The organism is Staphylococcus pettenkoferi, assembly GCF_002902685.1.
GTDB classification, from domain to species: Bacteria; Bacillota; Bacilli; order Staphylococcales; family Staphylococcaceae; genus Staphylococcus; species Staphylococcus pettenkoferi.
The window spans coordinates 80220-105744 of sequence record NZ_PPRN01000017.1; the positions used below are offsets into that span (position 1 = coordinate 80220).

19 protein-coding genes are annotated in these 25525 nt (G+C 39.4%); 16 read left to right on the plus strand and 3 right to left on the minus strand.

What is annotated here, in order from left to right; genetic code table 11:
- The first annotated feature begins 493 nt into the window (after nucleotides 1-493).
- The 13 genes from CD126_RS03630 to ccpA all read left to right on the plus strand — a co-directional run bounded on the left by CD126_RS03630 (nucleotide 494) and on the right by ccpA (nucleotide 16625).
- Entirely contained in the window at nucleotides 494-1285 is a 792-nt protein-coding gene (locus tag CD126_RS03630) for a phosphotransferase family protein (RefSeq protein WP_049407784.1), read from the plus strand.
- Between the two features lie 12 nt (nucleotides 1286-1297).
- Nucleotides 1298-1939, plus strand: a complete 642-nt coding sequence (trmB, locus tag CD126_RS03635; RefSeq protein ID WP_049407786.1) for a tRNA (guanosine(46)-N7)-methyltransferase TrmB — start codon at nucleotides 1298-1300, stop codon at nucleotides 1937-1939.
- A gap of 142 nt (nucleotides 1940-2081) precedes the next feature.
- On the plus strand, nucleotides 2082-2921 hold the full coding sequence (locus tag CD126_RS03640) for a YtnP family quorum-quenching lactonase (protein ID WP_049407787.1): 840 nt from the start codon (nucleotides 2082-2084) through the stop codon (nucleotides 2919-2921).
- 86 nt (nucleotides 2922-3007) lie between these two features.
- The gene (locus tag CD126_RS03645; protein WP_103370051.1) at nucleotides 3008-4084 is read left to right on the plus strand and encodes a M42 family metallopeptidase; all 1077 of its coding nucleotides are present in this window, start codon (nucleotides 3008-3010) and stop codon (nucleotides 4082-4084) included.
- A 19-nt stretch (nucleotides 4085-4103) separates the two neighbouring features.
- A complete protein-coding gene (locus tag CD126_RS03650) occupies nucleotides 4104-4415 on the plus strand; it encodes a thioredoxin family protein (RefSeq protein WP_049407792.1) in 312 nt (103 codons plus the stop codon).
- 128 nt (nucleotides 4416-4543) lie between these two features.
- Complete coding sequence (locus CD126_RS03655) at nucleotides 4544-5407, plus strand: DUF1444 domain-containing protein (protein ID WP_002471188.1); 864 nt, start codon at nucleotides 4544-4546, stop codon at nucleotides 5405-5407.
- A gap of 12 nt (nucleotides 5408-5419) precedes the next feature.
- On the plus strand, nucleotides 5420-6016 hold the full coding sequence (gene ytpR / locus CD126_RS03660; RefSeq protein WP_049407794.1) for a YtpR family tRNA-binding protein: 597 nt from the start codon (nucleotides 5420-5422) through the stop codon (nucleotides 6014-6016).
- An 18-nt stretch (nucleotides 6017-6034) separates the two neighbouring features.
- Nucleotides 6035-10090 (plus strand): DNA translocase FtsK, encoded by a 4056-nt coding sequence (locus CD126_RS12095; protein WP_169931236.1) that lies wholly within the window; start codon nucleotides 6035-6037, stop codon nucleotides 10088-10090.
- Between the two features lie 26 nt (nucleotides 10091-10116).
- On the plus strand, nucleotides 10117-11430 hold the full coding sequence (murC, locus tag CD126_RS03670) for a UDP-N-acetylmuramate--L-alanine ligase (RefSeq protein ID WP_049407798.1): 1314 nt from the start codon (nucleotides 10117-10119) through the stop codon (nucleotides 11428-11430).
- A gap of 80 nt (nucleotides 11431-11510) precedes the next feature.
- Entirely contained in the window at nucleotides 11511-12005 is a 495-nt protein-coding gene (locus CD126_RS03675) for a DUF948 domain-containing protein (RefSeq protein WP_002471234.1), read from the plus strand.
- 78 nt (nucleotides 12006-12083) lie between these two features.
- Nucleotides 12084-13844, plus strand: a complete 1761-nt coding sequence (locus CD126_RS03680; protein WP_049407800.1) for a hypothetical protein — start codon at nucleotides 12084-12086, stop codon at nucleotides 13842-13844.
- Between the two features lie 299 nt (nucleotides 13845-14143).
- The gene (locus CD126_RS03685; RefSeq protein WP_049407802.1) at nucleotides 14144-15232 is read left to right on the plus strand and encodes a bifunctional 3-deoxy-7-phosphoheptulonate synthase/chorismate mutase; all 1089 of its coding nucleotides are present in this window, start codon (nucleotides 14144-14146) and stop codon (nucleotides 15230-15232) included.
- Nucleotides 15233-15635: 403 nt separating this feature from the next.
- Nucleotides 15636-16625, plus strand: a complete 990-nt coding sequence (gene ccpA / locus CD126_RS03690) for a catabolite control protein A (protein ID WP_049407803.1) — start codon at nucleotides 15636-15638, stop codon at nucleotides 16623-16625.
- Nucleotides 16626-16798: 173 nt separating this feature from the next.
- Here the strand turns inward: ccpA and CD126_RS03695 are convergent, their stop codons facing one another.
- Together CD126_RS03695 and CD126_RS03700 are read right to left on the minus strand one after the other, a co-directional pair.
- Nucleotides 16799-17947 carry an acetoin utilization protein AcuC gene (locus CD126_RS03695; protein WP_049407805.1) on the minus strand — a complete coding sequence of 383 codons (1149 nt, stop codon included), beginning with the start codon at nucleotides 17945-17947 and terminating at the stop codon, nucleotides 16799-16801.
- 74 nt (nucleotides 17948-18021) lie between these two features.
- Nucleotides 18022-18654 (minus strand): GNAT family N-acetyltransferase, encoded by a 633-nt coding sequence (locus CD126_RS03700; RefSeq protein WP_103370052.1) that lies wholly within the window; start codon nucleotides 18652-18654, stop codon nucleotides 18022-18024.
- Nucleotides 18655-18835: 181 nt separating this feature from the next.
- On the opposite strand from CD126_RS03700, the gene acsA reads away from it, so the two are divergent.
- Nucleotides 18836-20545: an acetate--CoA ligase gene (gene acsA / locus CD126_RS03705; protein WP_103370053.1), complete on the plus strand. Its 1710-nt coding sequence runs from the start codon at nucleotides 18836-18838 to the stop codon at nucleotides 20543-20545.
- A 486-nt stretch (nucleotides 20546-21031) separates the two neighbouring features.
- Complete coding sequence (locus CD126_RS03710) at nucleotides 21032-22699, plus strand: formate--tetrahydrofolate ligase (RefSeq protein WP_103370054.1); 1668 nt, start codon at nucleotides 21032-21034, stop codon at nucleotides 22697-22699.
- Between the two features lie 113 nt (nucleotides 22700-22812).
- On the opposite strand, the gene CD126_RS03715 is transcribed toward CD126_RS03710, so the two are convergent.
- Nucleotides 22813-23721, minus strand: coding sequence for a transglycosylase domain-containing protein (locus CD126_RS03715; protein ID WP_049407813.1), 909 nt, complete (start codon nucleotides 23719-23721; stop codon nucleotides 22813-22815).
- 403 nt (nucleotides 23722-24124) lie between these two features.
- On the opposite strand from CD126_RS03715, the gene tyrS reads away from it, so the two are divergent.
- The gene (tyrS, locus tag CD126_RS03720) at nucleotides 24125-25387 is read left to right on the plus strand and encodes a tyrosine--tRNA ligase (RefSeq protein WP_049407815.1); all 1263 of its coding nucleotides are present in this window, start codon (nucleotides 24125-24127) and stop codon (nucleotides 25385-25387) included.
- The last annotated feature ends 138 nt before the right edge of the window (nucleotides 25388-25525 follow it).

Here is a 25525-nt window from a genome sequence, read left to right on the forward strand (position 1 = left end):
TAAGAGAAATGTGATGACAGATTAAAAATTTTGTTATCATCTCTTTACTTTTTTGTGACATTTTTAAAATAAACGACATACTTACTAAGTCTTAAGACCGATATTGTGATATAATTTGAGGGAGTCAAATTTTAAGATTAATAATATCACAAGTAAGTAAAATGTGACATTTAGTTTTGGTTTTTAGGTTGAAATCGCCAACCAAAAATTATAAAATTCAATATGAGTCTTTCGAAATAAGAACGAATATACATAGTGACAAAGAAATCTCTGGAAACCCTGACATGACAGGGTTAGAGATAGATACATATTCTATCGTTGAAGGTGCTTGAACTTCAAGATAAGTAGCCGAGCGAAGGGTGTGTAGGCTAGGAATACAAGGGATAACCTAGTTTAAAGCTCGGCTTAAAGTGTGTGACAAAAATTGTATGATTTGGCTCTAGAAATCAGCTTTTTCTTGAGCCATTTTCTAATTGAAAGTGAGGTGTACGACGTGGAGCAGTTCTACCAATTGGGTTGGACATTAGATTCAGCAGGTGGCGCGTCTGGTGAAGCTTATATGGCAGAGCAAGACGGTCAGAAGTTATTTTTAAAACGCAATTCGAATCCGTTTATCGCAGCATTATCAGCAGAAGGTATTGTACCGAAGCTCGTATGGACGAAACGTATTGAAACAGGTGAAGTGGTAACTGCGCAACACTGGAAGAATGGTCGTGAGCTCACTTTTAATGAAATGCCACAAACACGTGTGACGAACCTTTTAAAGAAAATACATAGTTCTAAAACATTACTTAACATGTTGAAACGTATGGAAATGGAACCTATCACACCTGAAATCATGCTCTCCAAGATTAATGCGTCATTGTCACGTGAAGTTTGGACCCATCATGTCGTACGTAAAGCGCTCACTTATTTAGAAGCGCATATACCGCAACTCGACCCACGTTTCTTCACTGTCGTACACGGAGATGTGAATCATAACAATTGGTTACTGTCAGATCACGATGAACTCTTCCTCGTAGACTGGGAGGATGCGATGATTGCAGACCCGGCTATTGATATCGGTATGTTGCTCTATAACTACGTGCCAGAATCTCAGTGGTCAGATTGGCTCGCTTGTTATGGTGTGAAAGAAACTCTTGATTTACAAAAACGAATGAAATGGTATACCGTAATTCAATCTATTGCAGTGATTCAATGGTACGAGGATCAGCAGCGCTTCAAAGATATGAATACTTGGTTAGAATTCTTAAACGAAATTATGAATCATAACGCGTTTATTTAAGGAGAATGAATGATGAGAATGCGCTATAAACCGTGGGCAGAGGATTATTTGAAAGCCCATACTGACATTGTGGATATAGATGGCCAACATGCGAAACAACTCTCTCAATGGTTTGATCAGCAGCAACCGCTCTATATTGAAATTGGTTCTGGAAGAGGTCAGTTTATTACTACAATCGCTGCTCAACATCCGGAAATTAACTTTATTGCGATTGAACGTGAGAAGAATGTGATGGTTAATATTTTACGCGATGTCATTGATCAAGAGTTGACGAACTTGAAACTCATTTGTAATGACGCAGCGGAGTTAACAGATTACTTCAAGCCGCATGAAGTTGATCGTATTTTCCTTAATTTCTCAGATCCATGGCCGAAACGTCGCCATACGAAACGTCGTTTAACGTACCACACATTTTTAGCGATATATCAAGAGATACTTAAAGAAGACGGTGAAATTCATTTTAAAACTGACAATCGAGGATTATTTGCTTATAGTCTAGAAAGTATGTCTCAGTTCGGTATGTATTTTACTAAAATTAATCTTAACCTACACGAAGAAGATGATGAGGATAATATCGAAACAGAGTACGAGCGTAAATTTGCAGATAAAGGCTCGCGAATTTATCGTATGGAAGCGCGCTTTCATCAATCCTAACTGTTCAATTATATAGTACTATTTAGAGAGTGAGTAGAATCGATGACGGTTCGTACTCGCTCTTTTTTGTTAAACCAGACATTTTACTGACAAGAGAGACTATATTAATATAGATTTAAATGACAGTTTAAGAGGGGATATTATGAAATTAGGACAGTTTACAATTCACTATCTCGATGGTGGCTATACACACATGGATGGCGGGGCAATCTTTGGCGTTGTACCTAAACCGTTGTGGTCTAGAAAGATCGAATCCAATGACAAAAACCAGATTCCTCAACCGACGCATCCGTTACTCATTCAAACTCAAGATGCGAATATTGTCGTAGATACGGGAATCGGTAAAGGTAAGTTGACTGATAAACAACTGCGCAACTATGGTGTGAGTAACGAAAGCCGCCTTATCGAAGATTTAGCACAACATCATTTGAAGCCAGAAGACATCGATATGGTGCTCATGACGCACATGCATTTCGATCATGCTACAGGCCTTACTGATAGTGAGGGGCATGCAGTGTTTCCAAATGCAACGCACTATATTCAACAAGATGAATGGGAAGAATTTCTCAATCCAAATATACGAAGCCAAGCGACATATTGGGCGATGAATCAAGGGGATTATCAAGAGCGAGTGAAGCTCTATCAGGATGCTGTGGAACCTTATCCTGGTATTAAGATGATACACACAGGAGGCCATAGTTTCGGACATAGTATCATTACCTTCGAGAGTGAGGATGAACGCGCAGTGCATATGGCAGACATCTTCCCAACGCACGCGCACCTCAATCCGTTATGGGTAACTGCTTACGATGATTATCCAATGGATTCTATTAGCGAGAAACAACACTACATTCAACAGTTTATAAATGATGAAACATGGTTCTTGTACTATCACGACCCAATGTATTTCGCGGTGAAATTTAATAGCGAAGATGGTAAAACGATTGAGAGTTCTATTATGCGAGAACATACGGATCAGTAAAAATGATTGTTGGTTTGATTAACAGAAGTGAGCGCTTTTGTTACATCAATGAATAAGACAGAGATGAATAGGGGAGTAGATAACAGATGACTATAGATAAACAAAAGACGTTAGAACGCATGCAAGCATTAACAGAACTTCACGGCGCGCCTGGCTTTGAAGACGATGTAAAAGATTATATGATCCAACAAATGAAACCTTTCGTAGATGATTTCGTATATAACCGTTTAGGTGGTTTCTACGGCGTTAAACGTTCGAAGAAAAAGAATGCAAAACGTGTGATGGTAGCAGCACACATGGATGAAGTCGGCTTTATGCTCACTAACATTACAGACAACGGTATGTTGCAATTTACTAATCTCGGTGGCGTTGCTACTGACATTTGGCAAGGTCAACGGCTTCAAGTTAAGACACGTGAAGGTAAAAGTTATGTGGGTGTCGTATATAATATTCCGAAACATTTTCAAACGCAAGGAGATCGACCACCTAAAATTGAAGATTTAATGCTTGATATCGGTAGTGCTTCAGCTGACGAAGTACGTGAACGTGGCATAGAGATAGGTGATAGTATTGTGCCTTATACTCCGTTCACACAACTTTCTGAGCATCGTTATACGAGCAAGGCTTGGGATAATCGTTACGGCTGTCTGATCGGTATCGAGTTGTTAGAGATGCTACAAGATGTTGAACTAGACGTGGATTTATATGTCGGAGCGAATGTTCAAGAAGAAGTCGGCTTACGGGGTGCGCGTCCATCTGCAGAACTCATCGATCCGGACATCGCATTTGTCGTTGATTGTTCACCAGCGAATGATATGCAAGGTAAACAGAAGTTATCAGGACAAATAGGCGCAGGTACATTGATCCGTATAAAAGATGGTACGATGATATTGAAACCGAACTTTAGAGATTATTTATTACAACTCGCTGATGAACATCAGATCACACATCAATATTATATTTCACCAGGTGGTACCGATGGGGGAGAGATCCATAAAGCGAATATCGGTGTACCAACTGCAGTTATAGGTATGTGTGCACGTTATATTCATAGCACTGAATCCGTCTTTGATATACGAGATTATGAGGCAGCACGCGCATTGCTTTACCAATCTGTGACTCAATTGGACGAAGAACAAATTGAACTTTTACAATATCGCTAAGTGAAAGAAGGTTGAAGTTATGAAAAAGTTAGAAAATGAACAACAGTTTGCAGACTATAAACGAGGTAAGGTCGTATTTATGTTCACAGCGACTTGGTGCCCAGATTGCAGAGTAATTGAACCCGATTTACCTCAATTAGAAGAAAAATATGACGACTTTGATTTCGTGTCAGTCGACCGTGATCAATTCATTGATTTATGCGCTCAGCATGATATTATGGGCATTCCGAGTTTCTTAGTCTATAGCAATGATGAGTTGTTAGGTAGCTACATCGGTAAAGAACGCAAATCTATCGAACAAATTGATCAATTCCTTTCTGAGTTAGCATAAGAAGCATAAAAGAGAGAGGAATTTCACTATAATGTTAAAAACAATACCCTTACAAACCACTTTTTTTCTGTTCGTAAGGGTATATTTATTGTAAACTGTAGAGAGAAACGCTTAGAGGAGTGTTGAGTATGAACGTCTTTCAAATGAGAGATAAACTTAAATCTCGCTTAAAGCATTTAGATGTTAAATTTAGTTACGATCGTGAAGAAGAAACTTTACGTATCTATCGTACTGATAATCATAAAGGTGTAACGGTAAAGCTACAATCTATCGTTGCTAAATATAAAGAACAAAAAGAAGATATCGTAGACGAAATTGTCTATTATGTGGAAGAAGCTATTTCACAAATGGGTGGCACAGCCTTAGAAGACTTAGATGATATCAAAGTGATGCCTGTCATGAGAGCACCGAGCTTTCAAAAAGAAAATAATGAAGGCACACCTTTCGTTTACGAAGAACATACTGCAGAAACATTAACTTACTATGCGTTAGATCTCGGTAAATCTTATCGCTTAATCGATGAAGACATGTTGAAAGAACTTCAAATTACGAAACAACAACTGAAAGAAATGGCATTATTTAATGTCCGTAAATTAGATAATCCCTATAAGACTGATGAAGTGAAAGGGAATATCTTTTATTTTGTCAATTCCAATGATGGTTATGATGCAAGTCGTATTCTCAACACGCGTTTTCTTAACGAATTCGAGCAACAGTGTGAAGGAGAAATGCTTGTCGCAATTCCTCACCAAGATGTGTTGATCATCGCAGATATTCGCAACAAGACTGGATATGACGTGATGGCACATTTAACGATGGAATTCTTCACTAAAGGGCTTGTGCCTATTACTTCACTATCATTTGGCTATGAAGAAGGTCATTTAGAGCCTATCTTTATTCTAGGTAAAAATAATAAACAAAAGAGAAATCCTAACGTGATTCAACGCTTAGAGGCGACACGTCAGAAATATAACAATAAAGATCAGAAATAAGGAGTTTGTTCAATGAATTTATTCTATAATCCTGAAGGCGTAGGGGATGTTGCATTTCTTCAATTAGAACCTGTAACAGGCCCTGTTAATTATGACAAGAAAGGAAATGTTGTAACGCTTTATCAAGAAGATCAAGTTGTCGGATTTAATATCTTTGAAGCTAGTAAAGCGGGTGTTGAAGGGAACGGACATATTAAGTTAACAGAAGGTCTCGTAAATGCTTTTCAACAACAACTTGACCAAGCAGGAGTAAATTATCAATTATCTGTTGATTTATCACCTAAATTTGTCGTGGGATACGTCGCAAGCAAGGAAAAACATCCGAATGCGGATAAATTAAGCATTCTTAAAGTCGATATCGGTGATGAGGAATTACAAATTGTATGTGGTGCACCTAACGTTGAAGCGGAGCAAAAAGTTGTGGTTGCTAAAGTAGGTGCAGTAATGCCAAGTGGTATGGTGATTAAAGATGCTGAACTTAGAGGCGTACCAAGTAGTGGAATGGTATGCTCGATGAAAGAACTGAACTTACCTAATGCACCGAAAGAAAAAGGAATCATGGTGCTAGATGACAGTTATTCAGTAGGTCAACCGTTTTTCGAAGACTAAAAGGAGGTAACGAACAGTATGAGCTGGTTCGATAAATTATTTGGAGAACAAGATAATCCTAATAAAGATTATCTCAACAAACGTAGCCATAGAAGACAAAAAGCCAAATATGATCAACAACATACGTTATTACCTCAAAATAATGATATTTATGAACGACCTAAAGGTAAGTTTAGATTTCCAATGCGCGTGCTAGAAGAGGAGCAACATGAAACAACTTCACACGAGGAATTAAGTGAAGAGAGATTTACGCCACATCAACAAGAAGAAGATACAACACCTTCACGTTCTAGAAAAAGACATCGTCATCGCGTTGATCACCATGTTCAAGAGCACAATGATGATGCGCCATCATTTGAACGTGCAAGCGCTTCAACACGTACGCAACGCCAAACTCAACCGAATAGTTCACATCAACGTAAAAGTATTCAGACTGAAGCATTACGTGCACATTCTAAACGAGGTCAAGATACGCAACCTCGTAACTATGCGACAAGAGAGTTCAAAGCATCTGAAGTACCATCAGCGATCTTTGGAACGCATCAACGAAGAAAGCTTGATAATGGTGTGATTCCACCGGTTGAAGACGAGCAATCTCACGAAAATCAACAGCATGATAAAAGTTACCGGACGCAAGATACTGATGCATTAAATTATTCTGATAAAGAGGGGAATAACCGTAGCGCGTCTTCAGAAACGAATACGCAGTCCTCTCAATCTTCTCAGAATGAGCAAGCTTCACAACCAGAACGTAGCGAGCAGCAGACTGAAGCGGCTGCATCACGTTCTCGCGATGCATCAAGAAATAGCACAACACAGCGTTCAAATACACGTGCACGTTCCCGCAATAATACGATTAATATTGAAAATATTTATGCTTCTCAAATCGTGGAAGAAATTCGTCGTGAACGTGAACGCAAAGTGCTACAAAAACGTCAGTTTAAGAAAGCATTACAACAGAAACGTCAACAACAACACGATGAAGAAGAGGATAGCGTACAACGAGCCATTGATGAAATGTATGCTAATCAGGCGAAACGTTACATAGGTGAAAGCTCACTAGACGAGGACACAGACAATCAAGAATCACTACAACAAGGTGAGACAGATACTGACGTTAATGAAGATTCCACTTCTCATTTTAACTATGAAGAGGTGAATCTGGATGATGTGCGTAATGTGCAACAGTTAGACGATAACGATGTCATAGTAGATGTCACTGCTACAGATTCTGCAAATGAGCATGCGATTCAAGAGCCAACTTCAGAATCACATCATCTTTCTGACAAAGCGGATACGGCTAATCAGTCAGAAGAGGAGATGGAAAGTCAAGAAGTAGACGGCAGTGTGGAGGATGTTCAAGAACCTCAACAAACATCGCAAACGTCTCAAGATAATGCTAACGTGCATGCTCAATCTTATGATGGTTTCAATAATCAAGAGGTAACTGATGCACAGTACCGTGATTTAGAAGAGGATGAGTCTCAAGATCAAGCAGAGCATCTTGCAGAGTCAAACGAGGTTAAAAATGACGATGAAACAGAGTACTCTGAGGATATGACGTCACCTCAAAACGACTTAGATGCAGAAGATGAAGCGAATGATACAACAACGCCTCAACAAGAAGACGTGCAGCAACAAGAGGATGAGCAATCTCAACTTAAAAAAACAAAAGATGATCAACCGTTAGTAGATGACTCAGACTATGTAGCCGATAAAAAGGATTCTACAGAACATCAAGATTTAGCTAATGTAACTACGACGAACCCAAATCAAGAAGAACAAGCACAGTCAGATGAGCAAGTCACTACATCAGATGGGGAACACGATGACGACAAACAGGAAGAATCATCTCATTCAGAAGAACGCAAGCAAGGTCAACAACAATCTCAGTCACAAGATCAGAAAGTTCAACATGCGGCATCTAAGCAAAAACCAAAAATACGTAAAGGTGCAAAACCGTTTAACGTCTTAATGACACCATCAGATCGCAAACGTGCAATGAATCGTAAGAAGAAAGATTATACAGTTAAAGAGCCAGAGTTGAAACCTGAAATGAAACCAACTCATACGCAACAAGCTCGCACAAGTGAAACACCATCATCCACTCACTCAACGAGCGCACCAATGGCTTATGAAAATGACTCTCACCAAAATGACACACAAGAATCTGAAACAGATACTGTAACTAAAGCTGAAACTCAAAGCCATGCACAACAACAGAATGATGAGACTTCTAATACACACACTGATACGAGTCGTGAATCTTCTGAAGCGCATCATAAACATGAACAAGACGTCAATAATCATTTAGGTGTTGAAACGGATACGCAATATAGAGATAGTGAAGCGCAATCATCAACGCATGATTCTATGCATGCACATGAACAGAATGAACACCAACAACAGCGTAGGCAACAACCTTTTAATCAACAAACTCAAGTAAGTGGCGAAAGTTACAATGAGGATCAAGAAGAGAACAGTACAAATCTTCAGCAAGATGATCAAATACAACAGCCTTATGTACAGCCATCTCAAGAAATGAATGGAAGCCAAAACGATGTCCCTGAAAATGACAACGCAAATACTCAAAATATGGCAGATACACAACAAACGGGAGTGGCTACACGTCAACAAGAAGCATCATCTACACAACAACCGAAGCAACAAATTCGCAAAGGGCCGAATTTGAACTTGCCAAATATCAATTTACTAGAAGAGCCGGAAGCACATGAAATTGATGAGACGTGGATTAATGAGAAGAAAGAAGAACTCAATGATGCGTTCTACTACTTCAATGTGCCAGCCGAAGTTCAACACGTTACTGAAGGTCCAAGTGTGACGCGCTTCGAACTTTCCGTTGAAAAGGGTGTGAAAGTCTCACGCATCACGGCACTTCAAGATGATATTAAGATGGCACTTGCGGCGAAAGATATTCGCATCGAAGCGCCGATACCAGGCACGAGCTTAGTCGGTATTGAAGTACCTAATAATTCAGCTACGAAAGTGAATTTACGCTCTATTATTGAAACAGATACCTTTAAGAATGCAGAGTCTAAGTTAACCGTAGCGATGGGCTATCGCATCAATAATGAACCATTATTGATGGATATTGCGAAGACACCTCACGCACTCATTGCTGGTGCAACAGGTTCAGGTAAATCGGTATGTATCAATAGTATATTGATGTCTTTACTATATAAGAATCACCCAGAAGAGTTACGTCTATTACTCATTGATCCTAAGATGGTTGAACTTGCACCTTACAACGATTTACCTCATCTTGTATCGCCGGTAATTACTGACGTTAAAGCGGCAACACAAAGCTTGAAATGGGCTGTGGACGAGATGGAACGCCGTTATAAATTATTTGCGAAATACCATGTGCGTAACATCACTGCTTTTAATAAGAAAGCTGCGTACGAAGATCGTATGCCTAAAATTGTAATCGTTATCGATGAGTTAGCAGATCTTATGATGATGTCACCACAAGAGGTTGAGCAATCGATTGCACGTATCGCTCAAAAAGCGCGTGCATGTGGTATTCACATGTTAGTAGCCACACAACGTCCTTCAGTGAATGTCATCACAGGACTGATTAAAGCTAACATTCCGACACGTATCGCCTTCATGGTTTCTTCAAGTGTCGATTCACGCACGATTTTAGATAGCGGCGGTGCTGAACGACTCTTAGGTTATGGTGATATGTTGTATCTCGGAAGCGGTATGAATAAACCAATTCGAGTTCAAGGTACCTTTGTTTCTGATGAGGAAATTGATGAGGTTGTCGACTACATTAAGAAACAACGTGAACCAGATTATCTATTTGAAGAGCAAGAACTGTTAAAGAAAAACGAAAATCAACCTAAAGATGAACTCTTTATGGATGTATGTCACTTTATGGTTCAAGAGGGTAATATATCAACTTCACTTATACAAAGACATTTCCAAATTGGATATAATCGTGCAGCACGTATCGTAGACCAACTAGAGCAACTCGGTTATATCTCAGGAGCAAACGGGTCTAAACCACGAGATGTATATATAACCGAAGCTGATTTAGAACAGATTTAATTAAAGGATTTAAGGAGTTGTTAATTATGACCCACTATCACTTCGTTGGTATCAAAGGCTCAGGGATGAGTTCTTTAGCTCAAATCATGCACGATTTAGGCCATGAAGTTCAAGGCTCAGATATCGATCAGTATGTGTTTACCGAAGTGGCTTTAAAAAATAAAGGAATCAAAGTACTTCCTTTCAGTGCGGACAATATTCACGAAGGTATGACCGTGATTCAAGGGAATGCATTTCCAGATACACATGAAGAAATTGTCAGAGCACGTGATTTAAACTTAGAAATTATTCGTTATCATGATTTCTTAGCTCACGTGATTAATCAATACACATCAGTGGCAGTGACTGGTGCACACGGCAAAACGTCAACAACAGGATTATTATCTCACGTGATGAATGGCGACAAGAAGACGTCATTCCTCATCGGTGACGGCACTGGTTTAGGTATTCCAGCGAGCGATTACTTTGCTTTTGAAGCCTGTGAATACCGTCGTCATTTCCTCAGCTATCATCCTGACTATGCGATCATGACGAACGTGGATTTTGACCATCCAGATTACTTTAAAGACATTGATGATGTATTCAGTGCTTTCCAAGAAATGGCTGATAATGTTAAAAAAGCGATTATTGCGTGGGGCGGAGACGACTATCTCCGTAAGTTATCTGTGGACGTCCCTGTTTATTACTATGGGTTAGATAGTGATAATGATATTTATGCGCAAAATATTCAAATTAGTGATGTAGGTACACAATTTGATGTTTATATCGAAGGTAAATATTACGATACTTTCTTATCTCCTCAATATGGTGATCATAATATTCTCAATGCGCTTGCTGTAATTGCAGTATGTTATTTCGAAAGTTTAGATGTTGAGAATATTAAAGAAGCGTTAGAAACATTTGGCGGCGTTAAACGTCGTTTCAATGAGTCAGAGCTTGGAGATCAGGTTCTTGTTGACGATTATGCTCACCATCCGAGAGAGATTAATGCTACAATTGAATCAGCACGTAAGAAATATCCGAACAAGAAAGTTATTTCAGTCTTTCAACCGCACACATTCACACGTACGCAAGCCTTTCTCGATGAATTTGCGGAAAGCTTAAGCGAGTCAGATCATGTCTTCCTATGCGACATTTTTGGCTCTATACGTGAGAACAGTGGCGAACTAACGATTCAAGATTTAATCGATCGAATCGATGGGGCGCAGTTGATCAGCGAAGATACGGTCGATCAACTCGATGACTATCCTTCCGCTGTCATCTTGTTCATGGGTGCAGGAGACATTCAGAAAGTCTTACGTGCCTATACCGCACATGCTGGTAAAATAACTGAATTTTAATACCATAACTGATGTTTATGTTAAAATAAGTTGGGTATTTAAAATAAATAACAACATATGTATTTTAGGAGGCGTTTTTAATGGAATGGATTTTACCCATTGCTGGAATTATCGCAGCGATTGCATTCTTAATTCTATGTATTGGAATCGTTGTCGTGCTCGTTTCAGTTAAGAAAAACTTAGACCATGTTGCGAAAACACTTGATGGTGTAGAAGGTCAAGTTCAAGGTATTACGCGTGAATCAACTGATTTACTACACAAAGTAAACCGTTTAACTGAAGATATCCAAGGCAAAGTTGAACGTTTAAACTCAGTAGTAGATGCTGTGAAAGGTATCGGCGACTCAGTTCAAACGCTTAACGGTTCAGTTGACCGTGTAACAAACTCTATTACGCATAATATTTCTCAAAACGAAGACAAAATTTCACAAGTTGTCCAATGGTCAAATGTAGCAATGGAAATTGCTGACAAATGGCAAAACAGAAGACAACGTAGAGAAAGTGCAAACTACAAATCAAATAGCGTAGCTAACGACCGCAATGCAAGCTATACTACACACGTAGAGAAAAAATAAATTATACTTAATATCATAATGCACTTAAATGAGGTATTACACTTTGTTTAAGTGCATTTGTTATAGGAGGCTTTAAATATGCAACATTATAATCGCGATGACTATGAAAGAGGCGAGCAAGATTTTACTATGAGACCTCATACGAGTCGCTATCAACCTAATAATTTCGTCTTTGGCTTCGTCTTCGGAACCGTCATTGGTTCAGCTATCGGTTTATTTGCTAATAATAAAGCGAAGAAGAAAAAGCAAGTGCCTCAAGAGGAAGTGCAATTTGATCAACACCTCCACGAAACGACACGTCAAGAGCAAGCTTTAGCTGAGGATCAAGTCGAAACGATTAAAGGTCGCATTGGTCATGCTTACAATGCAGACCAAACTCCAACTTCCGATGAACTCAGTGCACAACAAGCTGCCATTCAACAAGAAAGTTCTGATCACCAACTATCTGACACTTCTCCAGTGGGTCAAGAGAACATTTTATCAGAACGAGAAACGACTGATTCAGATCTTGAAAATATTGATGAAACAGAAACACCATCACAACAAGAATTAAATGCACAACAAAGAGCGATTAAAGAAGAAACTAACGACTTATCTGACAGTACAACAACAGCAACTCAACAGGAAACAACATCTTCCTCATCTTCAGATGCACAACATAAGCAAGGAACTGAATTGAATCAAATCAATTCAAATCAAGAACCTACAGCGCAAGAACGAGAAGCACAACAAGCAGCGATTCAACTAGAGGAAGAAGAGAAAAATGATGCTTTACATCAAGTCGATAAAAATCAACAATCTTCAGCTCAACGTCTTGCTCAAGCGTCTCAACAGAAACGCGCTCAGCTTAAAGAAGATAAAACAGTAGCACAACGTACTGACGCATTACTCGCGAGTCCTGGCATTGCATCACCACGTAAAGGTTTCGAAGTGCCAAACTTACTCGGCCAAAGTAGTGGTAGTGCTGAGTTGGCTCGTGCAGCTAAAGATAAAAAGCAAGCGATGAACACTAACAGTAAAGTCGCTGAACAAACGCGTCAATTATTCACTGAAGCACCAATTGCTAGCCCTGGTCAATCATTTAAAGTGCCACACTTAACAGGTGGTCAAGATACGACAATTAAAGGTCAAAGCCTTGCGAAAGCAGCGAAAGATAAACAAGCACGAATGAAGCAAGACGCTAAAGTAGCAACACGTACAGAAGCATTAATGACTGAAACACCAATTACGAAGGTCGCTAAGCCTTATATCGTTCCAGCACTCACAGCAGAGTCTATTGATAAAGCGCCATCATATGCCAAAGCAGTGGTTGCTTATACCAAAACTCAAAAAGATGCTGAAAAGCAAGGTCAAAATAAAAAAGCTCAAACTTCTCAACAGTCGACTTCAAACAAGAAGAAATCTGCAACAACGACAAAAGCGGCTTCATCATCCAAGGCTAAGAATACGAAGAAAACATCAACTTCTTCTAACAAATCACAACAAACAACTTCGAAGAAAAAGACAGCAAGTGCGCAAAAGAAATCAAATGCTAAAGGTACCAAATCACAATCTAAATCATCATCTAAGAAACAAAATGTAACTAAACCTAAAGATGCTAAGAAATCAGCACCACAAACGCATTCAAAAGCATCATTTGAAAATGGTCATATCCAACACGATAAAGCTGACAAATCGTCAAAACAAAGTAAAAATAACATCGCTTCAGCAACTGAAAGCTCAACTGTAGATACGACGAAAGATCAACAATCCGTGCCTTCTTACAACAATAAATCAAACAATACAAAAGGTAAGAAGACGAAGAGCAAAATCGAAAAACGTACTTTCGATGATAAATAAATATTGAGTACTTTAAAGTGATGAGTAATGAGCTGTTTAACATTGATATCGCTCATTACGCACAAGGTTCAAGTCAAACATAACAACCTGACTTGAACCTTTTTGCTTTTAGTGAAGTAGAAGAATATGTTGACTCGCTATATAGAGTGAAGAGGACTCGGTACTTTAAAGCTATTGAATAACAAAAGAAAAATGTAACTTATTTGAAGTGTTTCACGTTAATTGTTAGAATGGACAATACTAAATATTTTATCGCTTTAAAGCAAGATATAACATGACTATACATAGAGGTGAAAATTATGACTGACGAATTACAACAATACAGAGAAGAAATTTTTAATATCAATGAACAATTACTCGATTTATTAACACAAAGAGGAAAGGTCGCAAAAAAAATTGGCGACGTCAAACGCAAACAAGGAATTACAGTTTATGATCCTAAGCGCGAAAAGGAAATGTTAAATGCGCTCATTGATAAGAATGAAGGACCTTTCTCAGACAGCGTAATCAAGCAACTATTTAAAGAAATCTTCAAAGCTTCTACAGATTTACAGAAAGTAGACAATGAAAAACACTTATATGTGTCACGTAAATTGAAGCCGGAAGATACTGTCGTTCACTTTGACAATGGTGGTGCAATCGGCGACGGCAACAAATCATTCGTCTTCGGACCATGTTCCGTTGAGTCTCAAGAACAGGTTGATGCAGTAGCTGAAGACTTAGCGAGCAAAGGTGAGAAATTTATTCGTGGCGGTGCTTTTAAGCCACGTACTTCTCCATACGATTTCCAAGGGTTAGGCGAAGAAGGACTCAAGATCTTAAAAAACACGAAAGATAAATATAATTTAAACATCGTAAGTGAAATCGTTAATCCTGCAGACTTCGAAATGGCAGATCAATATGTAGATGTGTTCCAAATTGGTGCACGAAATATGCATAACTTTGAGCTATTGAAAGAAGCAGGACGTACGAATAAACCGATTTTACTCAAGCGTGGATTATCAGCAACGATTGAAGAATTTATTAAAGCTGCAGAATACATTGCTTCAGAAGGTAACCAGAACATCATCCTTTGCGAACGCGGTATCCGTACGTACGAGAATGCAACGCGTAACACGCTAGACATTTCTTCAGTACCTATTCTGAAACAAGGTACGCATTTACCAGTGATGGTCGATGTGACACATAGTACAGGTCGCAAAGATATCATGTTACCAACTGCCAAAGCAGCATTAGCTGTAGGTGCAGACGGTGTAATGGCAGAAGTTCACCCTGATCCATCAGTCGCGCTAAGTGACAGCGGTCAACAAATGGATCTCAATGAGTTCAACCACTTCTATAATGAGCTAAAGCCTTTAATCGACAAGTACAATAACGGTGAACTTTAGTCGTCAGAGGATAGGGAAGCGTAGCATTATTTTCAGTTCAATTCGTTAAGTTATTGTGAAAATGACTTGTGATAACGAGGTTGTCAAAGGCGCCTACAGCTTTTGGCAACCTTACATTGTATTGATGTATCTTAAATTCTTGGAATAATGATATTTTGTCGAAGTTTGTACTTATTTACCTTTATTTTCAAAAACGACTCACCATGATAGGTTAAAATTTAATTAATGTGTAAAAATAAAAGAAAGTCATATCGTTTATATGGAATAATTAATTTACCGGGTTTGACATCATTGTGACAACCGAGACGGATTCATTTTACTCCAACGTGATTTATGATAAACTATGAAAACAATTATGAAAGCGTATATGACATACGTTGAAACGCTTACGAGGAGGTCGCTTATGACTGTAACGATATATGATGTAGCGAGAGAAGCTCGTGTTTCAATGGCCACAGTTTCAAGAGTTGTAAATGGAAATCAGAATGTGAAACCTGAAACGCGAGATAAAGTAAATGAGGTTATCAAGAAATTAAATTATCGTCCGAATGCAGTCGCACGAGGCTTGGCTAGTAAACGTACGACAACTGTCGGAGTGATTATTCCTGACATTTCTAACGTGTATTATTCTCAACTTGCACGTGGTTTAGAAGATATTGCGACAATGTATCAATATCACTCTATCATTTCAAATTCGGACAATGATCCGGTTAAAGAGAAAGAAATCTTTAATAACTTATTAAGTAAACAAGTTGATGGTATCATCTTCTTAGGTGGTACAATTTCTGAAGAAATGAAAGACTTGATTAACAAAGCATCTATTCCAGTCGTTGTCTCTGGTACGAATGGTAAAGATGACAATATCGCTTCTGTAAATATTGATTTCGAAAGTGCTGCAGAAGAAATTACAGAACATCTTATTGAGTCAGGCGCACAATCTTTCGCGTTCGTCGGCGGAGATTACTCTAAGAAGGCGCAAGAAGATGTACTGACAGGCTTAAAGCATGTCTTATCTCAACATGGCTTGCAACTTGATGACAAGATGATTTACAACGGAGATGAAACGTATAAGGACGGTTTACGTGCATACGAACAACTTGATTTAGCGCAAGTTGATGCTTTATTGTCCATCAGTGATGAGCAAGCTATCGGTATCGTTCACAGTGCACAAGATAACGGCGTGAAAGTACCAGAAGAATTACAAGTGATTAGTTTCAATAATACGCGCTTAGTTGAAATGGTTCGTCCTCAACTTTCTAGCGTAATTCAACCGCTCTATGATATTGGGGCAGTAGGCATGCGTTTATTGACGAAGTACATGAAAGAGGAAGAAATCGAGGATCCAAACGTGATCTTGCCACATCGTATTGAGTATCGTGGTACAACTAAATAATACTATGCAGAAGACATTGTGAGGCATTCATATTCTATGAGGATGCGACTTCACAATGTCTTTTTGTGTGGTAAAAGGGCGCTGAGTTAGCTTGGCAGTATTGGTTATCAAACTGGAAATAGCCAAGTGCAAGGCATATAATCCTTAATAATGCTCCCATGATTTCAACTGTTTTATTCAAACCAGCTACAAATTTGTTGTGTTCGCTCCCAATTCTTCTCGCTAATTTCTTTCGCTCGCGGTACACTTTGATAATTTTTACACTCATCTGTCCAAGTAGTCGGAAGCGGTTCTGTATTATAAGGTTGCCACTTGTTAAGCCAGGCATCTGGAAGAGGGCCGCGCTGAATGGGTTGACCTTGAAGGGCAAGATAAACATGCGCCCAAGCTCGTGGTACCACATCCCAAATGTTATAACCGCCACCACCAAACATGAGTACTTTGCCATCAGTGTATCTTTCAGCAAGCTGTTGAATCATATATGGTATTTGATACAAGCTTTCAAGTGTGCAACTCATATGTGTCAGTGGATCTAAGTAATGTAAATCAACACCATGTACACTTAAGATAATATCCGGTCGAAAGGCTTCAATGACAGCGCTGATCGACGTTTTAAAACACTCCAAAAAAGAATCGTCTTCAGTAAAGGGTTCAAGTGGCAGATTAACAGAGTGACCATACCCGTGTTCTTTGCCACGTTCTGTATAATGACCCGTTCCAGGGAAGAGAAATTTGCCCGTTTCATGAATAGAATAATTCAATATATTCGGATTCGTATAGAATGACCATTGTGTACCATCTCCATGATGTGCATCGGTATCAATACAGAGTACACGCGCATCATATGTCTCGCTTAAATAAGCTGCTGTAACTGCCACATCATTGTAGACACAGAACCCATTCGCTTTACCAGGCAAACTATGATGCAAACCACCACCGAGATGACAACCGTTCCGAACCTTGCCAGTCATAATCGCATCCGCCAGATTTAAAGCACCGCCCACAATACGGGCGCTATGTTGATGCATATGTTTGAACGGACTCGTCTCATCATCCAAACCATACTTACGTGCCTCAATATCACTCAATATGCCTCGTGACGCATGTTGAATTGCTTCGATGTAGTCATATGTGTGGACGAGAGCTAACGTTTCTTCAGATGCGATTTCAGGCGTGATGATGTGCTGCTGATCTAGCACACCCATGTCTTCTAATAGCTCTGTAGTGAGTTTCAATCGCATTTGGTTAAAAGGGTGCTCATCACCAAAGCGATATTTAAGAAGCTCATTTGAATAAACATACCCCGTTTTGAAATGTCCCATCTTTCCCAACTCCCTTTTTCGATAAATTTCAACCCCTTGTTTGTCGAGAAACATCATTACCGCTTACAGATATCTTAAAAGAAAAAGCGATTCTGAAAACGCAAATCATCAAATGCTTGCTGTTGTTCTAGACTAATACGTGAGCCAATACGTGCCATCAAACAATTTGCGGGATGACTCGTAATCTCTGGATCATCGGTCGCAAAGATTTCTAATCCGCCGTGGCTCATCAAATGTTGCATGAGCCTTTTATATTCAAAGACATCTAAACCACTTTGCTTCAAATCCCAGTGCCAATAATACTCAGTTGTTATAACGATGTAATCTTCAAATTCATCACTTTCAAGGCTGAGTCGAATCAGCTGACTCCCTAAGTGCAGGTGACGATAAGCAGCACTTAACTCAACCGCACCTAATTCGATTAAATACTCGAGCTGGCCATCAGACCATCTCTCAAGCGGATCTGGATGATGATAGGTGACATAGCCAATAATATGTTGTTGTTGCCGTATGACATAGATACGCCCTTCACTCAACTCGCTTATTTCTTTGAGCGCTTCAAATTGCTCTTGTGGAGGTCGAAAGGCGTGAAGTCCTTCATCAAACGTTAATTGCTCCAACTTTTGACGTGATAGAGGCCCTTCAATAACGAATTGTCCATCTTCCGTCTGTAATTCTCGCTTTTGAAAAGTTTTCACATGAATCATTGTAAGCACTTCCTTTGAATTCATTCATCGGTCTCAATGTGATATTGTTCCTACTTCCCAAAGAAAAATCCTTACATGTATTATACCTAAAAGTAAATTATTTTGGAATTATTTTGAAAATTGTTGATAATTGTTTATAATACAAACTGTAAGCGGTTACAATAAATAAGGGGGATTTTCTATGAAAGTTGAAATTTATAAAGGGGACAAAGGGAATTTCAATCTTCAAGATTATACAGAAACATATCGTAACTTTGATTGGTCAGAAGTCGAGAAAGCTTTTACCTGGTCAGAGACAGGAAAGGTTAACATGGCTTACGAATGTATCGATAAGCATGTCGATCAAGGTCGCGGTGATAAAGTTGCACTGCATTATCAAGACGAGCAACGTACAGAAAGTTATACTTTCACAGAAATGAAAGAGCGTTCTAACCAAGCAGCAAATGTTCTAAAAGATAAAGCGAATGTCAACAAAGGAGACCGCGTATTTATCTTTATGCCGCGTACACCTGAGCTATATTTCGCATTTATGGGAATTCTTAAGTTAGGTGCCATCGTAGGTCCGTTGTTTGAGGCTTTTATGGAAAAAGCAGTGACAGACCGCTTGGAAAATAGTGAGGCGAAAGTCATTATTACGACAAATACTTTACTCCCACGTATACCAGTGGATCAATTGCCTCATCTGGAAACAGTTGTTGTGGTCGATGATGATGTTGATGATGATTATGTTGACTTTAACCAAGAAATGAAAGCAGCGAGCACAGATTTCAATATGGAATGGCTCAATTTAGATGATGGACTCATCCTACACTATACATCTGGATCTACAGGTCGACCTAAAGGTGTACTACATGAGCAACGTGCTATGATGGTTCACTACATCTCAGGTAAATACGTGCTCGATATCCAAGAAGATGATGTTTACTGGTGTACGGCAGATCCGGGTTGGGTTACAGGCACGTCTTACGGTGTGTTCAGTCCGTGGTTAAATGGTGCAACGAACTGTATTGCAGGCGGCCGTTTCTCACCTGAAGCGTGGTATCAAATGATTGAAGACTTTAAAGTGACGATTTGGTACACAGCTCCGACTGCTTTACGCATGTTGATGAGTGCAGGTGATGATGTCATTAAGAATTATGATTTATCTTCACTCAGATCTATTCTATCAGTAGGTGAACCGCTTAACCCTGAGGTCATCAAGTGGGCGAAAGACGTCTATGGACTACGTGTACTTGATACGTGGTGGATGACTGAAACAGGCGGCCACATGATCGTTAACTATCCTACGATGGATATCAAACTCGGTTCTATGGGTAAACCGTTGCCAGGTATTGAAGCAGCAATCGTTGATGACCAAGGGAACGAATTACCAGCCAATCGGATGGGTAATTTAGCTATTAAAAAGGGTTGGCCTTCAATGATGGTTGCGATTTGGAAGAATCCAGAGAAATACGATTCTTACTTCATTGGAGATTGGTATGTTTCTGGTGACTCAGCGTATAAAGATGAAGATGGCTACTTCTGGTTCCAAGGTCGTGTCGATGATGTCATTATGACAGCAGGTGAACGTGTAGGACCATTCGAAGTTGAGTCTAAGTTAGTCGAACATGAAGCGGTTGCTGAAGCAGGTGTTATTGGTAAACCTGATCGTGTCAGAGGTGAAATTATTAAAGCCTTTGTAGCGCTTAAAGAAGGCTACGAACCATCTGACGAGTTGAAAGAAGATATCCGTCAGTTTGTTAAAAAAGGTTTAGCGGCACACGCAGCACCTCGCGAAATTGAGTTTAAAGATAAATTGCCTAAGACGCGTTCAGGTAAAATTATGCGTCGTGTACTTAAAGCTTGGGAACTCGATTTACCAGAAGGCGACTTGAGTACGATGGAAGATTAATGTTATCGAACTACAATTTCTCTTACTATTAATAATGAACTATAATCCAACAATGTTTGATGCTATGATGAAATCTATCAATGTCGACCCCCATCCACATTGATTGCTAAATAAAATAGAAATGCTCAAGGTTCGGAAAAGTGTAGTGCTTTTTCGAGCCTTTTGTGAAATTTTAAGGTAAGTAGGGAATAGGAAACGTTGTGCTAACCTATACATACAGATGTTAAATGCATGGGTGTACCGATTGAATGAGAGTAGAAAATCTGCGAGGTTGGATAAACATATTTTTCGCGTGCAATACTACAAAATGCGTCGATTTCGGCACATATCATATAAGAATACATGAATTACGTGAAAGCGTTATCTTAAAATAATCGACAAGGCGTATAAAGTCAGTTAAGATAAATATGTAAACGTTGTAACACAGTTTTATTCAATTACATGTTTCATTTTTTATTTTAATAATTAAAAAAGGGGCGAATTAAGTTGGCACAATTATCTGATTTAGATATTGCGAATCAATCGACACTTCAACCAATTACTGAAATAGCGAAAGCTGCAGGTATTCCTGAAAGCGCGCTAGAACCATATGGTCATTACAAAGCGAAGATTGATATTAACCAAATCAAAGGCAATGACAAAAAAGGTAAGGTTGTATTAGTTACTGCGATGAGTCCAACACCAGCAGGGGAAGGTAAATCTACAGTAACTGTAGGTCTTTCTGACGCTTTCCACGCATTGAAGAAAAATGTTATGGTAGCGCTTCGTGAACCTGCATTAGGACCAACTTTCGGTATTAAAGGCGGAGCTACAGGTGGCGGTTACGCACAAGTACTCCCAATGGAAGACATCAACTTACACTTCAACGGTGACTTCCACGCAATTACTACAGCAAACAATGCGCTTTCTGCATTTATCGATAACCATATACATCAAGGTAATGCACTCGGTATCGACCAACGTCGTATCGAATGGAAACGTGTCTTAGACATGAACGACCGTGCATTACGTAGCGTCGTAGTAGGCCTTGGTGGCCCAACTAAAGGTGTACCACGTGAAGATGGCTTTAACATCACAGTGGCATCTGAAATCATGGCTATCTTATGTCTTGCTACAGATATTAAAGACTTGAAAGAAAGATTTGCTCGCATCACTATCGGTTACACTAGAGACCGTAAACCAGTGACAGTTGCTGATCTTGAAGTTCAAGGTGCTTTAGCAATGATCATGAAAGATGCGATCAAACCTAACTTAGTTCAATCTATCGAAGGTACACCAGCACTTGTTCATGGTGGACCATTCGCAAACATCGCACACGGCTGTAACTCAGTTCTAGCTACTCAAACAGCTCGCGATCTAGCTGACATCGTTGTAACTGAAGCAGGATTCGGTTCAGACTTAGGTGCTGAGAAATTTATCGATATCAAATCACGTGCAGCTGACTTTGAACCTTCAGCAGTCGTTGTCGTTGCGACTATCCGTGCGCTTAAAATGCATGGCGGCGTAGCTAAAGACGACTTGAAAGAAGAAAATGTAGAAGCAGTTAAAAAAGGTATCGTTAACCTAGAACGTCACGTAGACAACGTACGTAAATACGGTTTAGAACCAGTTATTGCATTAAATGCATTCGTTCACGATACTGATGCTGAAACTGAATTCGTTAAAGAATGGGCGAAAGAACACGGTGTACGCCTTGCTTTAACTGAAGTTTGGGAAAAAGGTGGTCAAGGTGGTATTGACTTAGCTAACCAAGTATTAGAAGTCATCGACCAACTACAAGAATTCAAACGTCTTTACGACTTAGACTTATCCATCGAAGAAAAAATCGAAAAAATCGTTACTGAAATTTACGGTGGTAAATCTGTATCATTCAGTAGTAAAGCGAAAAAACAATTACAACGCTTCAAAGAGAATGGTTGGGACAACTACCCAGTATGTATGGCTAAGACACAATACTCATTCTCAGACGATGCATCACAACTTGGTGCGCCTGAAGACTTCGAAATCACAATCCGTGAATTAGAAGCGAAAACAGGTGCTGGCTTCATCGTAGCACTTACTGGTGCAATTATGACTATGCCAGGTTTACCTAAGAAACCAGCTGCGTTAAACATGGACGTGACTGATGATGGTCACGCAGTTGGCTTATTCTAATCTCACGCTTATACCAGTGAGTTAGAGTACACATGATTTCATTGAATTGTTGTTATCCTAATAAAGACCTCATTCCCAGAGTGGAGTGAGGTCTTTTTACATAGTATGAGGTTTTACTTTGCAGTTTGTAAATGTTGTGCAATATCATAATGTTTCGCTTGTTCGTAGTCCTTTTCACTAATCTTATTCTCAACACGCATGCGTCGTAATACATAATGTTGACGATCAATACCTACTTGTAAACGCGCTTTCGTCTTAAGCGTACCGTCTTCATGATAAGGCGTATAAGTATAAGGACTTTGTAGTAAACCGATAAGATAAGCAGATTCAGCCACGTTGAGCTCATTAGGAGACTTGCCAAATAAACTATAGGAAGCGGGAGCTATACCACTAATGTTATTTCCTTTAAAGTCTCTACCGAATGGCACGATATTTAGGTAGGTGTAGAGAATTTCTTTTTTACTCAGTACATGTTCAGTGCGCATCGCTAAGACGATCTCGTTCGCTTTCCGACTATACGTTTTTTCATTGGAAAGAATTTGGTTTTTAACTAACTGTTGCGTAATCGTACTACCACCAGACGACACAGTTGCATTAAAGATATCCTGAAACATCGCTCGGAACAAGGCTTTGGGCAGAACACCTTTATGCCGGTAGAACGACGTATCCTCTGAAGCGAGCAGGGCATCTACCACGTGGTTATTGACTGAGCGCGGGCCAACGACTAGGCTGTTAAGTGAATCATCATACTCACTAGTCACGTCCGAAACGTTACGGTTCAATCCGTCGTCTCCAGGAAAGTGTAATAAGTCAGTTCGCAATTGTTGATCAGAAATCTTGCTTTGAGCCTGCGTCAAATGATGAAAGTACAATAGTGTGACGATAAAGCTCAAACAGATGACTCCTGTCGCCACTAGAACGAGTAATGTGAGCCCTTGTTTAATTCGATCGTAGTAGAAGTCAAATCGAGCAAGCTTAGTATGCGAATGCTGTTCTGCCTTATGCTTGTCGTTACCGAGCATAGCGCACCTCCCAATTTATTTAAGATAAGTATAACATATTTGGAGACATTGACTTTTAAAGCACTGTTACTTATAATATAAAGCAATTCGATATCTCTTTGGATTAGAGGACAAGTAGTGAAAGTCTATTATTTCAGAAAGCTAGTGGGTGATGCAAACTAGTATAATGGCTTTGATGAATACACCTCATAGTGAAGTTATAATCCAACGTTTCATTAATGAGCGTATCATTAATAAAGCTGACTGAAAGTTAAGTATGGTGGTACCGTGCAATATGCGCCCTTACGTGATCGTAGGGGTATTTTTTATGGCTTTAAAAGGGATAACGTATTTGCAAGGTTTGAACTGTAACACTTTTTGTATAACATTTAGGTTAATTATATAAAACTAGGGAGGAATCAACATGTCTAATGCATTAATTGAAGAATTAAAATGGAGAGGACTCATCTATCAACAAACGGATGAAGCGGGAATTGAAGAGTTATTAAATAAAGAACAAGTCACACTTTATTGTGGAGCGGACCCAACTGCGGATAGCTTACATATCGGTCACTTACTGCCGTTCTTGACATTACGTCGTTTCCAAGAACATGGCCACCGTCCTATTGTCTTGATCGGTGGGGGAACAGGTATGATTGGTGACCCTTCAGGTAAATCAGAAGAACGTACACTTCAAACTGAAGAACAAGTTCAACACAATGTTGAAGGCATTAGCCAACAAATGCATCGTTTATTTGAATTTGGTACAGAAAAAGGGGCCGTACTCGTAAATAATAAAGATTGGTTAAGCCAAATCTCACTCATCGATTTCTTACGTGATTATGGTAAACATGTTGGTGTGAACTACATGTTGGGTAAAGACTCTATTCAAACACGTCTAGAGAATGGTATTTCTTACACAGAATTTACCTACACGATCTTGCAAGCGATTGATTTCGGTCACCTTAATCGCGAACTCAACTGTAAGGTTCAAGTCGGTGGCTCAGATCAGTGGGGTAACATCACAAGCGGTATCGAGCTCATGCGTCGTATGTACGGACAAACTGAAGCTTATGGTTTAACGATTCCTCTTGTAGTTAAGGCTGATGGTAAAAAGTTTGGTAAGACTGAAGGTGGTTCTGTTTGGTTAGATCCTGAAAAGACGAGCCCTTACGAGTTCTACCAATTCTGGATTAATACGACAGATGACGATGTTATTAAATTCTTAAAATACTTTACTTTCCTAGATCAAGATGAGATTGCGAAACTAGAACAATCATTAGAGGAAGCTCCTCATTTACGTGAAGCACAAAAAGCGTTAGCTGAAAATGTGACACGCTTTATTCACGGACAAGAGGCTTTAGATGACGCGATTCGTATTTCACAAGCTTTATTTAGTGGTGATTTGAAATCACTTTCTGCTGATGAATTAAGAGCAGGATTTAAAGATGTGCCACAGGTCACTTTATCTAATGACACTACGAATTTAGTTGAAGCGATTGTGGAAACGGGTATTTCTTCTTCTAAACGTCAAGCACGTGAGGATATTAGTAATGGTGCAATTTATATCAATGGTGAGCGTGAGCAGGACTTGAAGTATGAGTTGAGCGATGAGGATAAGATTGAGGGCGAGTTCACTATCCTCCGCCGCGGCAAGAAGAAGTACTTTATGGTGACGTACGAATAATTCTATAAATTAACTATCGTCTGACGACGATTATCCCTTGCCTAGGGGGCCGCGTTCAACTAATTATTGTAGCGCTTTGCGCAACAATAATGGATTTTCACTGCGACCTTAATCCCTCAGGCGTGTCAAATCGTCGGT

Excerpts from the sequence above, each read along its gene's own strand:
- trmB (WP_049407786.1), top strand. The coding sequence starts at position 1,298 with ATGAGAATGCGCTATAAACCGTGGGCAGAGGATTATTTGAAAGCCCAT.
- ytpR (WP_049407794.1), top strand. The coding sequence starts at position 5,420 with ATGAATTTATTCTATAATCCTGAAGGCGTAGGGGATGTTGCATTTCTT.
- ccpA (WP_049407803.1), top strand. The coding sequence starts at position 15,636 with ATGACTGTAACGATATATGATGTAGCGAGAGAAGCTCGTGTTTCAATG.
- CD126_RS03675 (WP_002471234.1), top strand. The coding sequence starts at position 11,511 with ATGGAATGGATTTTACCCATTGCTGGAATTATCGCAGCGATTGCATTC.
- acsA (WP_103370053.1), top strand. The coding sequence starts at position 18,836 with ATGAAAGTTGAAATTTATAAAGGGGACAAAGGGAATTTCAATCTTCAA.
- murC (WP_049407798.1), top strand. The coding sequence starts at position 10,117 with ATGACCCACTATCACTTCGTTGGTATCAAAGGCTCAGGGATGAGTTCT.
- CD126_RS03640 (WP_049407787.1), top strand. The coding sequence starts at position 2,082 with ATGAAATTAGGACAGTTTACAATTCACTATCTCGATGGTGGCTATACA.
- CD126_RS03695 (WP_049407805.1), bottom strand. The coding sequence starts at position 17,947 with ATGGGACATTTCAAAACGGGGTATGTTTATTCAAATGAGCTTCTTAAA.
- tyrS (WP_049407815.1), top strand. The coding sequence starts at position 24,125 with ATGTCTAATGCATTAATTGAAGAATTAAAATGGAGAGGACTCATCTAT.
- CD126_RS03645 (WP_103370051.1), top strand. The coding sequence starts at position 3,008 with ATGACTATAGATAAACAAAAGACGTTAGAACGCATGCAAGCATTAACA.
- CD126_RS03685 (WP_049407802.1), top strand. The coding sequence starts at position 14,144 with ATGACTGACGAATTACAACAATACAGAGAAGAAATTTTTAATATCAAT.
- CD126_RS03715 (WP_049407813.1), bottom strand. The coding sequence starts at position 23,721 with ATGCTCGGTAACGACAAGCATAAGGCAGAACAGCATTCGCATACTAAG.
- CD126_RS03650 (WP_049407792.1), top strand. The coding sequence starts at position 4,104 with ATGAAAAAGTTAGAAAATGAACAACAGTTTGCAGACTATAAACGAGGT.
- CD126_RS03700 (WP_103370052.1), bottom strand. The coding sequence starts at position 18,654 with ATGATTCATGTGAAAACTTTTCAAAAGCGAGAATTACAGACGGAAGAT.
- CD126_RS03655 (WP_002471188.1), top strand. The coding sequence starts at position 4,544 with ATGAACGTCTTTCAAATGAGAGATAAACTTAAATCTCGCTTAAAGCAT.
- CD126_RS03680 (WP_049407800.1), top strand. The coding sequence starts at position 12,084 with ATGCAACATTATAATCGCGATGACTATGAAAGAGGCGAGCAAGATTTT.
- CD126_RS12095 (WP_169931236.1), top strand. The coding sequence starts at position 6,035 with ATGAGCTGGTTCGATAAATTATTTGGAGAACAAGATAATCCTAATAAA.